This window comes from Chloroflexota bacterium (genome assembly GCA_013152435.1).
GTDB lineage: Bacteria > Chloroflexota > Anaerolineae > DUEN01 > DUEN01 > DUEN01.
Window position 1 is genome coordinate 1 of sequence record JAADGJ010000061.1, and the last position, 12,804, is coordinate 12,804.

The 12,804-nt window shown below is 60.8% G+C and carries 9 protein-coding genes; 4 read left to right on the forward strand and 5 right to left on the reverse strand.

All coding sequences use genetic code 11. From position 1 onward, the window contains the following. The 5 genes from GXP39_08305 to GXP39_08325 all read right to left on the reverse strand — a co-directional run. Window positions 1–1,096, reverse strand: a 1,096-nt coding sequence (locus tag GXP39_08305; protein ID NOZ28038.1) for a mandelate racemase/muconate lactonizing enzyme family protein, incomplete at its 3' end; no start/stop codon positions are given. 72 nt (window positions 1,097–1,168) lie between these two features. Beyond that, window positions 1,169–2,464: an alpha-L-fucosidase gene (locus GXP39_08310; protein NOZ28039.1), complete on the reverse strand. Its 1,296-nt coding sequence runs from the start codon at window positions 2,462–2,464 to the stop codon at window positions 1,169–1,171. Between the two features lie 23 nt (window positions 2,465–2,487). Further along, window positions 2,488–3,411, reverse strand: coding sequence for a carbohydrate ABC transporter permease (locus GXP39_08315; GenBank protein ID NOZ28040.1), 924 nt, complete (start codon window positions 3,409–3,411; stop codon window positions 2,488–2,490). 3 nt (window positions 3,412–3,414) lie between these two features. Then, window positions 3,415–4,296 carry a sugar ABC transporter permease gene (locus tag GXP39_08320; GenBank protein ID NOZ28041.1) on the reverse strand — a complete coding sequence of 294 codons (882 nt, stop codon included), beginning with the start codon at window positions 4,294–4,296 and terminating at the stop codon, window positions 3,415–3,417. A gap of 680 nt (window positions 4,297–4,976) precedes the next feature. Continuing rightward, a complete protein-coding gene (locus GXP39_08325; protein ID NOZ28042.1) occupies window positions 4,977–6,335 on the reverse strand; it encodes a sugar ABC transporter substrate-binding protein in 1,359 nt (452 codons plus the stop codon). A 796-nt stretch (window positions 6,336–7,131) separates the two neighbouring features. On the opposite strand from GXP39_08325, the gene GXP39_08330 reads away from it, so the two are divergent. The 4 genes from GXP39_08330 (at window position 7,132) to GXP39_08345 (ending at window position 12,732) form a co-directional block, all read left to right on the forward strand. Next, window positions 7,132–8,115: an ABC transporter ATP-binding protein gene (locus tag GXP39_08330; GenBank protein ID NOZ28043.1), complete on the forward strand. Its 984-nt coding sequence runs from the start codon at window positions 7,132–7,134 to the stop codon at window positions 8,113–8,115. Further along, window positions 8,115–9,119, forward strand: a complete 1,005-nt coding sequence (locus GXP39_08335) for a dipeptide ABC transporter ATP-binding protein (GenBank protein NOZ28044.1) — start codon at window positions 8,115–8,117, stop codon at window positions 9,117–9,119. The genes GXP39_08330 and GXP39_08335 overlap by 1 nt, the downstream gene beginning before the upstream one ends. A gap of 235 nt (window positions 9,120–9,354) precedes the next feature. Beyond that, window positions 9,355–11,373 (forward strand): ABC transporter substrate-binding protein, encoded by a 2,019-nt coding sequence (locus tag GXP39_08340; protein NOZ28045.1) that lies wholly within the window; start codon window positions 9,355–9,357, stop codon window positions 11,371–11,373. 294 nt (window positions 11,374–11,667) lie between these two features. Further along, window positions 11,668–12,732 carry an ABC transporter permease gene (locus GXP39_08345; protein NOZ28046.1) on the forward strand — a complete coding sequence of 355 codons (1,065 nt, stop codon included), beginning with the start codon at window positions 11,668–11,670 and terminating at the stop codon, window positions 12,730–12,732. Window positions 12,733–12,804 lie beyond the last annotated feature (72 nt).

A 12,804-nucleotide genomic window follows, 5' to 3' on the forward strand; every position in this document is an offset into this window, starting at 1 on the left:
CGACGGGCAGTTCGAAGGCGATGAAGTTGTCCGGGAGGGTGGCGCATACCTGGATCAGCGCCGCGAGGCCGAAGGGCCCGTCGCCGATGCCATGGGGAGCGATCAGAATGCCGTGCAGGTCGGCGTACTCGGCGACCCATTTCAACTCGGCCAGGCCGCCGATGTCCATGGGGTCAGGGCCGATCACGTCGACGGCCTGGGTCTCGATGAGTCCCTTGAAGTTGTGCCGCAGGTAGATCTGCTCCCCCGTGTGGATCATCACCGAGCTCTTGGCCTTGACCTCCCGATACAACTCGGGGTTCACGTAAGGGGTATAATCGCCCGTCACCAGGTCCTCGAGCCACAGCGGTCGCAAGGGCTCGACTCGCCTGGCGAACGCGATGGCACCGGGCACCTTCCAGCCGGGTCCGCAGTCGATTGCCATCTCCATCTCATCCCCCAGCGCCTCCCTCACCGCGGTCATGCATGCCACGGCGTGGTCGAGCCCGCGTTTGGTGACCATGCCGGCGTTCTGTCCCAGGGCCTCCGGGGCGAACTCCAGGAACTGGGTGCTCTTGCGCGGCACATAAGAGATGCCGTAATGGTGATCGGCCACGGCGCGCCATCGGCTATCGTGGAACCCCGTTGCGACCTTCATGATGGTCATGCCGCATGCGAACTCCTTGCGGGCCTTCGCCATGGCATGGTAGTCCTCCGGCCTGTCTCCGCCCTGCCAGTAGGGCTGGAGCACGTGAAGTGGCGGAGGGCCTCCCATGTACGGCCGGACCGCATCGCGGATCTTGCCGCCGAGCAGCCGGTGGATCGGCACGCCTGCGGCCTTGCCCGCGATGTCCCAGAGGGCGATCTCGATGGAGCTGACCGCCGCTCCCCAGGGCTTGAAGCCGCCAAGGCGTCGAATCCGGCGCATGACGTCTTCGACGTCCCTGGGATCCAGGCCAACGATGAACGGCTTGTAGTAGAGGATGTGGGGGGCCATATAGGCGTGCTTGCTCATCTCCACCTGGCTTAAGCCGTAGATCCCCTCATCCGTATCGATGCGCAGCAGCAGCGCCCGCAGCGAAGGGATGTGGATGCACCGCAGATCCGTGATCTTCATGGTCATCCCTCTCATGTGGGCAAAAAAGGTGCGTCGCACTTGCGTAAGTGCGACGCACCTCTTGAGCATCTCTCACTTCAGGAACAGCTCGATCACCGGCACCGTGACGTTGGGTTTCTGCACGGGGAGCTCCAGGATGACCGTGTCCCTTCCCTGGCCTCCCCAACGCTCCAGGCGCTCGGGCGTCTCCTCGAAGTACAGGATCTCCGAGGCGTCGTTCAACAGCTGCGCGTACTCGATGCGCCCGGCCAGGCCGTCGATGGGGAGGAACCGGAAGGGCCAGGCGAAGACGTGCACGTACAGGCGGTTCGTCTCGGGGTTGTACGTCAGCCGGCAGTCCTGGGGCGCCTGGAACTCCTCCGGCGCCTGGGTGCAACCGTAGATCGACCGGCTGTGGTATTTCATCCATCGGCCGATGCCCTCCAGCCGCTCCATGGCCCGGTCGTCGAAGGTGCCGCGAGCGGTGGGGCCGACGTTGAGCAACAGGTTGCCCCCCTTGCTCACCGTGTCGACGAGCATCCGCACCAGCTGTCCCACGCTCTTCCATGTCGCCTCGTCGCGATGATAGCCCCAGGAGCCCGAGAAGGTCTGGCAGGTCTCCCATAGCACCGGCTTGCCGTCGATCTTGGGCCACTCGCGCACCACCACCTGCTCAGGAGTGCGATAGTCCCAGCCGCCCGGCACGTCCAGGAGATCCAGCCGATCGTTGATCAGGATGTGGGGCTGAAGCTCCCGGGTCATCTTCAGCAGCTTCTCCGACTGCCAGTCATCGCGGCCCTTCCCGTCCTCGCCCGGATAGGAGAAGTCGTAGAAGATGAGGTCGATACGGCCGAACTCCGTGAGGAGCTCCCGGACCTGATTGTGCAGATATTCGGCGTACTTGCGGATATCCCGATGTTTGTTCTGCTCCCGGAATTCGGGGTTGTCCCGCATGGGATGGTGTCGGTCGACGGGGAATTCCGGGTGATGCCAGTCGATCAGGGAGTAGTAGAAGCCGACCCTCAGCCCTTCCTCTCGGAAGGCTTCCACCATCGGCTTCAGGACGTCCTTGCCGTAAGGGGTGTTGGTGACTTTATAGTCGGTGTACTTGGAGTCCCAGAGGCAGAACCCCTCGTGGTGCTTGGTGGTGATGACGAAATACTTCATCCCGGCCTCTTTGGCCGCGCGGGCCCACGCTTTGGGATCGTAGAGATCGGGATAGAAGTGATCGAAGTACTTCTGGTACTCCTCATCCGTGATCCGCTCGCGGTTCTTCACCCACTCGTGCCGGGCGGGCAGCGCGTAGAGCCCCCAGTGGATGAACATGCCGAAGCGAGCCTCAACCCACCACTTCCAGTCGCCTTGCGGTTCTCGGTAGAGCTCGGTCATGAAAAGATCCTCCCTGCTTGAGTTTATCCCTTGATCCCGGTCATCACGATACCCCTGACGAAGTATCGCTGGGCCAGGAAGAAGATGATGATGATGGGTAGGAGCGTGAGCACCGCCACAGCCATCATGTAGTGGTAGTAAAAGGAGCCCTGCTGTCCCCGAAACTGATTCAGTGCCAGGGCCAGGGTGTACTTGTCCTGATCCTGTAGATACACCAGCGGTCCCATGAAGTTGTTCCAATTCCCGATGAAGGCGAAGACGGCCACGGTAGCCAGGGCGGGCTTGGAGAGCGGGAGGATGATGCGCCAGAGGATACCCCACGTGGAGCAGCCATCGATGCGAGCGGCATCATCGAGGTCCCTCGGGATCGTCATGAAGAACTGGCGTAGCAGGAAGATGAAAAAAGGCCATCCGAACCATGCGGGTACCATCAAGGGCAGGAAAGTGTTCGTCCAGCCGAGTTTGCTGAAGAGGACATATTGGGGGATCAACGTCACCCACATGGGCACCATCATCGTGCCCAGGACGATGAGGAAGAGCACCTCTTTCCCCCGTGCCCGCAGTCGAGCGAATCCGTAGGCGGGCAGCGCACAGGAGAACAGGTTCCCCAGGATGTTGCCCAGGGTGATAATCAACGAGTTGCGCAGGAACAGGTTAAAGGGGGCGAACTTGGTCCACCCCTCGATGAAATTCTGCCATCGAATGGGGTCGGGTATCCACTTCGGCGGGTAGACAAAGATCTGCTTGGGTTCCTTCAGGGCGGTGGAGAGCATCCAAAGGAACGGTAGGGTGAGCAGGATCCCGCCCGGGATGATGAGCGCGTATACCAGTATGACGTACAGGACGCGGCGGACGCGCTTGTGACGATACCAGGGGCGACTGGCGATCGGATGGGCCACACCTGTCCCATGCTCTAGCGTTTCATACCTGCTGAGCGCATCGCTCATCCATTACCTCCCCTCGAACTCATAGTACACCCAGTACTTGCTGCTCTTGAACTGCAGCCAGGTGAGTCCCAGGATGATAACGAAGAGGATCCAGGCCATAGCCGAAGCGTATCCCATCTTTAAGTACTCGAACGCGTTCTGGTACAGGTACATCACGTATACCAGGGTCGCGGTCCCCGGGCCGCCTCGCGTCATCACATAGACATTGGTGAAGATCTGAAACGACTGGATGATCGAGATGACGATCACGTAGAACAGCACGGGCGAGAGCATGGGGAGCGTGACATGGAGAAACTCGTGCCACTTATTGCCGCCGTCGATGCGCACGGCCTCGTAGAGATACTCTGGTATCCCTTGTAACCCCGCCAGGAGGATGATCATGTTGCCGCCGATCCCCCACAGGCTCATCAGGATCAACGCCGGCATGGCCCACTTCTGGCTGCCTAGCCACCCCGGCCCCTGGATGCCCACCAGGGAAAGCAGATAGTTGATCAGCCCGACCTGGGGGTTGAAGAGCCAGATCCACAGGATGGCGATGGCAACCCCGCTGGTGACCGAGGGCATATAGTAGAGGGTGCGGAAGATCTCGATCCCGGGCACCTTCTGGTTCATCAGAATGGCCGCCATCAAAGCTCCAACCGTGCCCAGGAATACGCTGGCGAAGCCGTAGTAGAAGGTGTTCTTAAGAACGATCCAGAAGAGCCGGTCCTCGAAGAAGAGCTTCTGATAGTTCCCCAGGCCGATCCATGCTCGCGTCGTCAGTCCCGTCCAATTGGTGAAGCTCATAACCAAGGAGGCCACCAAAGGCCCGCCTGTGAACAGCAACAATCCGATCAGCCACGGCGAGATGGCGATGTAGAATTCGATCTCCTCCCGTTGCCTCAAACTCAGCTGCTGCCTCTTGAAAAGAGACGTGAGCCTGGGCATGCTTCCCCCTTCCACTTTTACTGTCTTTCTTAGAGAGTGTGTCTGAAGAATGCTGTTGCTTCTGCTGGGCGGAGCCCCTCCGGAAAAAGCCCTTCTTTTGCCCTCGACCTGCCCGGCCTCGGCCTGAGTCCTCCAGAAAAGGCCGAAAGAGGCAGGTGCAAGCCGGAAAAGTGGGATTTCCGTGGAGGGGAGGCCCCCTCCATACCTCCCCCTGTGGAGCCGGTCGTTGAGGGAGACCCCTCAAAACATCTTGCCGGTAAATTTTCAGACACGCTCTTACTTTATACTTTAACTTAGCGTGTGTCTGAGGAGTGCCGTCGCCTCTGCTATGGGAAGGCCCGAAAGGGCGAGGTCCCTCCAGAAAAAGCCTTTACCTGCCCGGCCTCGGCCTGAGTCCTGCGGAAAGAGCCGAGAGAGGCAGATGCAGGCCGGAAAAGAGGGATTCCCATGGAGGGAGGATCCCCTCTACATCTCCCCTATGAAGCTGATAGCTGCGGGAAATCCTCGGACACCCGGCCCGTAATTTTTCAGACGCGTTTTTACGAGCCCGTCACGGGTTATGCATAATCAAGGGCACCCGCCCCGCGGGGGCGGGCACCCTTGCTGCGCGTGTGTCGCCGATGGACGCCCCATCCGCCTCATCCTGACTCGATGAGCTTCTTGTACGCTTCGTCCAGGACGGGCGTTCCCTCTTCGATGATTCGCTGCACGGCCTCCTCCACGGACATGTCGCCGGACTGTATGAGCCCTGTGTAGCGGTTGAAGATGTCCATGATCTCGCCGCCGGCGAGCGTCTGATAGGGGTGGCCGGTCACTGCGTAGTTCTCCAGGGCATCCAGGTAGTATTCGGCGTGGTCCGGAGCGGGATCGGACTCGATCCAGCTTTGGTAGGCCGCCTTGCGGGCTGGGCTGCCTCGTCCGGACTCTCCCCACATGAACTCCATCCCCTCTACCGAGAGGTACTCGCGCATGTAGGTCCAGGCGACGTCCGGATGCTCGCAATCGCGTGTGATCCCGTAGCCGCTGCCGAACGATCCCGTCCTTCGGACCTTCGGGCCCTTGGGCCAGGGGGCCACATCCCACTCGAATGAGGCGAGCTCATGCAGCTGGGGCGTGCCCCAGGAAGCGAGCGCGAACATGGCGGCCACTCCGGCGACCCAGATCCCGGCTGGGACAGCCTGGGATTCGGCCGGGGTGGGGGCCACTTTGTGCACGTGGATCAGGTCCGTCCACCATTGCAGAGCCTCGATGGACTCCGGCATATCGAGCAGGATCTTGGTGTCGTCGTCGTTAAACGAGCGTCCCTCCCAGGGCCCCAGGATGGCTTCGCTCTGCTCGTTGCCGAGCCCTACGATGGTGCCGTAATAGCCGCCCCATCCCCACTGGCCCTCCTTCGTGAGCTTCTTGGCGTTCTCCAGGAGGTCATCCATCGTCCATGTCTCGTCGGGGTAGGGCAGGCCCGCCTCATCGAAGAGGTCCTTGTTATAGCCCAGGATGATGGGGCCGTGGTCATAGGGGATCTCGTACTGTTCGCCTTTAAATCTGTACAGCCTCAGGGCCTCCTCCCAGATCCCCTCGACGTTGAATTCCTCATCCGAGTCCACGTAGTTCTGCACGCTGACGAGGATGCCTTCGAAGTTCCAGGGGAAAGCGTAGCGTCCGTGCACGTAGATGATGTCCGGCAGCGTGCCCGCGGCGGCCCAGGTGGGAACGATCGTGTTGTGCTCGCTCCAGGTGTTGTTGGTCACCTTGATCTGGATATCCGGATGTCGCTCCATGAACATGTTGTCGAACTTCTTCTGGTGTTCGAGGAACACGATGTCCCAGGCGTGGGCCGTGGTTAAGACCGTTACCTCCGGTGCTTCGGTGGGCTTTTCCTCCTTCCCCGTGGGAGCTGGAGCGCCCGCGGGTGGCGCACATGCGGCCAATGCCGCTCCGCCGACAAGCCCTGCTGCAAATCCCAGGAATTCCCGTCGCGTCATACGTTTCGCAGTCATGTGCCGTCTCCTTCTTCCTTCCGATACGTGTATCGGCTTGTGTGCTGTGGGAATCGCGCCGCCGATATTCACCCGTGCTGCGAGAGAATGCAACGCTGTCTCCTGGACCGATGGATAACTATATCCTATCACCCCCTTCCCCACGGTTTTCCCCCGGCGGATCTGAACGGAGTGAAGCGACCTTGATGGATATTGCGATGTCCTTCGCGTCGGTGCGTTCCGGGAGGTCTGATGTACGCGGCGAGTACGATGGGTCGCGACGAGGAACGTTGTGGTACCGGTATCACACGTCTCGCTGTAGTAAATTATAAACGACGCCTGGTACGGGTGTCAATACCCTATCCCTTGAATTTTGCGCAAAAACGGGCCGTTTCCGCGCGGGGAGAGCGCCGTATGGGGCTGATGGAGGACGCTCACGTGGGAGGAGGAAGGGACGGGGAAGGCGCCGCTCTGTCCCTGCGGGAGGAGGTCGGCCTCCCGCTGCGAGGTGGCCGAGGAAACCCGGCGCGAATGTCGGATGTTTGACAAGGTATATGCCCTGTGCTAGTATAGACCAGATTATGAGAATTGGGCGACCCTGTGCTTTCGAACTGTGGAGACCGGATATTGGGCCGTGACGACGCTCGCGGTGGGTCGCCTGTTCATTTTCGCTAGATCCGCCGGGATGCAAACGGCCGGTTCACCTCTGGCCGGAGCGAATTCCAAGCCTGTGTTTTTCTACCCGTGATCGCGGTAAGATAGCGCGTGGTCGCTATTTGTTTGCTATGATCTCTACCTCTTTCATCAGGAGGACCGTATGGGCACGTTGCTTGAGGTGAAGAACCTGCGCACCCAGTTCTTCACCCAGGATGGCATTGTTCACGCCGTGAACGGCATCTCGTACACGCTGGACGAGGGGGAGACCCTGGCCATCGTGGGTGAGAGCGGATGTGGGAAGAGCGTCGGTGTCATGTCCCTGATCCGGCTGATCCCACAGCCTCCCGGCAAGATCGTCGATGGCGAGGTGTGGTTTGACGGGCAGGACTTGCTCAAGATCGACGAGGAGGAGCTTCGGCAGGTGCGGGGGAACCGGATCGCCATGATCTTCCAGGATCCGATGACCTCGCTGAACCCCGTGCTAACCATCGGACAGCAGGTCGGCGAGGCGTTGCAGCTTCATCTGGGAATGAACAAGCAACAGGCCCGTCAACGGTCCATTGAGTTGTTGGAGATGGTCGGCATCCCGGATGCGGCCGATCGCATCGATGATTATCCTCACCAGTTCTCCGGCGGCATGCGTCAGCGTGTGATGATCGCCATGGGGCTCTCCTGCAACCCGCAGATCCTCATCGCGGACGAGCCCACCACGGCCCTGGACGTCACGATCCAGGCGCAGATCATCGATCTGGTCAAGCGCTTGAAACGCGAGGTCGGCATGGCGATCATCTGGATCACCCACGACCTGGGGGTGGTCGCCGGCCTGGCCGAGCGCGTGATCGTCATGTACGCGGGGTATATCGTGGAAGAGGCCGCGGTGAACGACTTGTACGCTGATCCGCGGCATCCTTATACGTTGGGGCTGTTGCGCTCGATCCCCCGCCTGGATAAGGGGCGGCAGGCGAAATTGCAGCCCATCGAGGGGTTACCCCCTGACCTTCTGGACCCACCGAAGGGATGCCCATTCGCACCGCGTTGCTCATACCGCATCGATCGGTGTAATGAAGAGAACCCAGCGCTGGAGACGGTGGCGCGTGGTCACCGCGTGGCATGTTGGGTGGACGTAAAGGGGGCGCGGAACTGATGGCAGAAACGAGTCAAATCGGTCGGAACGGGGATATCTTGTTGCGGGTCGAAGGCCTGAAGATGCACTTCCCCATCACCCAGGGGATCATCTTGCAGCGCCAGGTGGGGAGCATCAAGGCCGTTGATGGCATCGATTTCTATATCCGGCGCGGCGAGACATTGGGGCTGGTGGGCGAGTCCGGCTGTGGGAAGTCGACCACCGGCCGGGCGATCCTGCAGCTATATCGCCCTACCGCGGGGCACGTCTATTTCGATGGAGAGGACCTCACCTTGATGAAGGGGGAGCGGCTGCGTCAGCAGCGTCGGAAGATGCAGATGATCTTCCAGGACCCCTATGCCTCGCTCAACCCCCGCATGACGGTAGGGAACATTATCGGCGAGCCGCTCGAGGTGCATAACATCGCCCGGGGCAAGGAGAAGCGGGACCGGGTGATGGAGCTGCTGCAGGTGGTTGGCCTCAATCCTTATTTCATCAACCGTTATCCCCACGAGTTCTCCGGCGGCCAGCGTCAGCGCATCGGGATCGCCCGGGCGCTGGCGGTGAATCCGGACTTCATCGTGTGCGATGAGCCCATCTCGGCTCTGGACGTCTCCATTCAGGCCCAGATCATCAACCTGCTGGAGGACCTGCAGGCGCAGTTCGGCCTCACCTATCTCTTCATCGCGCACGACCTGTCCGTGGTGCGGCATATCTCCAACCGGGTGGCCGTGATGTATCTGGGCAAGATCGTCGAGATGACCGACCGGGATACGCTGTACAAGAATCCGTTGCATCCCTATACGCAGGCGTTGCTGTCCGCTGTGCCCATCCCGGATCCCCAGATCGAGGCCAAGCGTCAACGCATCATCCTGGAGGGGGACGTGCCGAGCCCGGCGAATCCGCCCAAGGGCTGCAACTTCTGCACTCGATGCCCGAAGGTGATGGACATCTGCTGGGAAGAGGAGCCTCCTTTCCGGGATCTCGGCGATGAGCACTTCGTGGCCTGTTTCCTGTACGAGTGAGTTCTCCCTGAAGGCGCAAGCTTCTGCGATGTGAGGATTGGCCGAGGGCGTCCCCGATAGTCGCCTGTCTCCTGCCCCATGTGGTTGGCGATGGCGCCCGCGGTTGGGGAAGGGAGGTGATATGGCGCTCGCTTTACGACGATCGTGTTGTCAGCATCGCCGGCTGATCGTGAAAGGGCGAGTTTGCGCCTGTCGATGAAGCAGCTGTGCAGATCCAATGAACTAGGAGGGGAGTATGTTGCGCAAGAAGTGGTTTGTCATAATGGCCGTTCTCGTGATCTCGAGCATGGTCCTCACGGCCTGTCCCTCCGGCACTCCTGAGAAGGAGGTCGTGGAGGTCGTCAAGACCGTTGAGGTGACCAAGGTGGTCGAGAAAGAGGTCATCAAGGAGGTCGTGGTTACGCCGACGCCCGCTCCGGTGACCTTCGAGTCCCCCGACCCGAACACCATGGTCGTGGCTACCATCGGCGATCCGGAGACCCTGGACCCCGCTTTGAACTACGAGACCGCGGGCGCCAACATCATCCAGAACGTCTACGAGACCCTGGTTTACTACAACAAGGATGATGCGACCTCCTTCGTGCCCCAGCTGGCGACCGACTGGACGATCTCGGATGATGGCTTGACCTACACCTTCACCATCCGCAAGGGGGTCAAGTTCCACAATGGCGCCGATCTGACGCCCGAGGATGTGGCCTACTCCTTCCAGCGTGGGTTGCTGCAGGGCGGTCCGGATTCGCCGCAGTGGCTGCTCACGGAGCCGTTCCTGGGTGTGGGCATTTACGACATCGCCGACCTGATCGACCCCGAGCTGGAGGGTGATCCCGAGGGCTTGCAGGCGACAGACCCCGACAAGCTGATGGAGGTCTGCCAGCAGGTGAAGGACGCCATCGTCGCGGACGAGGAGAACTGGACGGTCACCTTCCATCTGGCACAGCCGTGGGGGCCCTTCCTGGCCACCATCGCCCAGGGCTGGGGCAGCATCATGGACAAGGACTGGGTGATCGAGAACGGTGGCTGGGATGGTGACTGCGCGACCTGGGCGAAGTACTACGGTGTGACCTCGGAGAACGATCCCTTCACCAGCATCATGAACGGCACGGGGCCCTACAAGCTGGAGCGCTGGACGCCGGGTGAGGAGATCGTCCTGGTTCGCAACGAGAACTACTGGCGAACCCCCGAGGTGGGCCCGGCCTGGGAGGGTGGCCCCGTCGGACCGGCCGCGATCGAGCGGATCGTGATCAAGTCCGTCAGCGAGTGGGGTACCCGCTTCGCCATGCTCCAGGCGGGCGATGCCGACACCGCGTACGTGCCGCGGCAGAACGTCTCCCAGGTGGATCCCCTGGTGGGTGAGATCTGCGAATATCAGGAAGACGGCTCCTTCAACTGCCAGCCTTCCGATAACCCGGATGCGCCGCTGCGGCTGTACAAGGGCATGCCTGGGGTGAGCCGCACGGATGCCTTCTTCGTCTTCAACATCAACGTCGAGGGCGGCAATCCCTTCATCGGCAGCGGCCAGCTGGACGGCAACGGCATTCCGCCCGACTTCTTCAGCGATATCCATGTCCGACGCGCCTTCAACTACTGCTTCGACTGGGAGGCCTTCATCGAAGAGGCTCTGAACGGCGAGGCGGTGCAGAACGTGGGCGTGTTGATCCCCGGCATGCTGGGGTACGACCCCAACGGGCCCAAGTACACCTACGATCCTGAGAAGTGCGCTGAGGAGTTCAAGCAGGCCTGGGACGGCCAGGTGTGGGAGAAGGGCTTCCGTCTGCAGATCGCCTACAACACCGGCAACGTCACGCGGCAGACCGTGGCCGCGATCCTGCAGGCCACCCTGGCGGACGTGAACGACAAGTTCCAGGTGGAGATCGTCGGGCTGCCGTGGCCGACCTTCCTGCGGCAGATCCGTGGCGGGCGGCTGCCCATCTTCGTCAGCGGCTGGCTGGAGGACATCCACGATCCGCACAACTGGGCGCAGCCCTTCACCGTCGGCACGTATGCTCGCCGCCAGAACATGCCTGAGGAGCTGCTGGACAAGTTCACGGAGCTGGTGAACGCGGGCGTCTCGGAGACCGATCCGGCGAAGCGAGCGGAGATCTACAAGAAGCTCTCTGAGCTGGACTACGAGTACGCCCCGGCGATCCGCCTGGCCGTGGCCACTGGCCGCCGCTACGAGCAGCGCTGGGTGCAGGGATGGTACTACAACCCCATCTATCCCGGTACCTACTACTACGCGCTCTCTGAGAAGTAAATCGGTCTGGAATGGGGGATGTAGCGGGGGAGGGCCTAGCCCTCCCCCGTTGCCTTGTTTTCTGGTGTGTTGCCGTGGGACCTCTTGGGGACTCTGTTAGGAAACCTGAGCATGTGAGATCCGAGGTGGCAGTTCCCATGCTGTCGCAGGTGGAGCGTGGTAGCTCCTCCCGCTTGGAGGGCGTGTTTGAGAGATGCCATTGATCTTGAGTCTTCAGACACACCCTGAGGCAACGCGATGGATCCCGCGCCCCATTCCCAGACATGTTCCTGATTTGCGTAGGAGGATGGGGGTATGACGAAATATGTGATTCGAAGGCTCTTGATGGTGCCCGTGATCCTCATGGGCGTGACGATGCTGATCTTTGGTGTGTTGCAGTTTCTGAGCCCGGCTGAACGTTCCGCCTTGTATGTGCGCGATATTCCCAAGAACGAGCGCGCTTTGGAGGGGATTATCCGCCGCTATGGGCTGGATAAGCCCATCTACGTTCAGTACTGGCGTTGGTTGGTGGGGCAGCGCGATCCGGTGACGGGCGAGATTGTGGGAGGGATTTTGCGGGGCGACTTGGGCTACTCGCGTACCTCCTCCCAGCCCGTGGCGGATCTGATCAAACACCGGTTCCCCGCGACATTGGAGCTGGCGTTATGGAGCATTATCCCGATCATCGGCGGGGGGGTGTGGCTGGGCGTGATCGCTGCCGTCAACCATAACAAATGGATCGATCAGGTGGCCCGCGTGTTCAGCATCGTGGGGTATTCCTTCCCCACCTTCGTGTTCGGGCTGTTGGTCCTCATGATCTTCTACGCCCATCTGCAGTGGTTCCCTCCCGGGCGTATCTCCGACTGGGCCAATCAGGTGATCAACTCGCCCGAGTTTAAGAATTACACGCAATTGATCACGATCGACGCGCTGTTGAATTTGCGTTTCGATGTTTTCCTGGATGCCATGCGGCATCTCCTCCTTCCCGTGATCACGTTGGCCTATCTCTCCTGGGCTTTGCTGCTGCGCGTGACCCGCTCCTCCATGCTGGAGTCGCTGCGCCAGGATTACATCACGACGGCCCGGTCCAAGGGACTGCGCGAGCGGGAGGTGATCCGGCGACACGCGCTGCCTAACGCCCTGATCCCCGTGGCGACCATCGGGGGGTTGACCGTGGTGGGACTGCTGAACGGCGTCGTGATCACGGAGACGGTGTTCAATTATCCGGGGATCGGCTCGGCGGCCGCCCGGGCCGCGCTGCAGCTCGATGTGGTGACGATCCTGGCGTTTACGCTATTTAACGGCTTCATCCTGGTCCTCGCCAATCTGGTGGTGGACATCTTGTACGCTTACATTGACCCGCGAGTGCGGTTGGAATAAAGTAAGGTTGAGGAGTACGCTATGGCTACTGCCACAAAGCCTGTGCAGACGAATGCGATGTCGCAAGCTTTG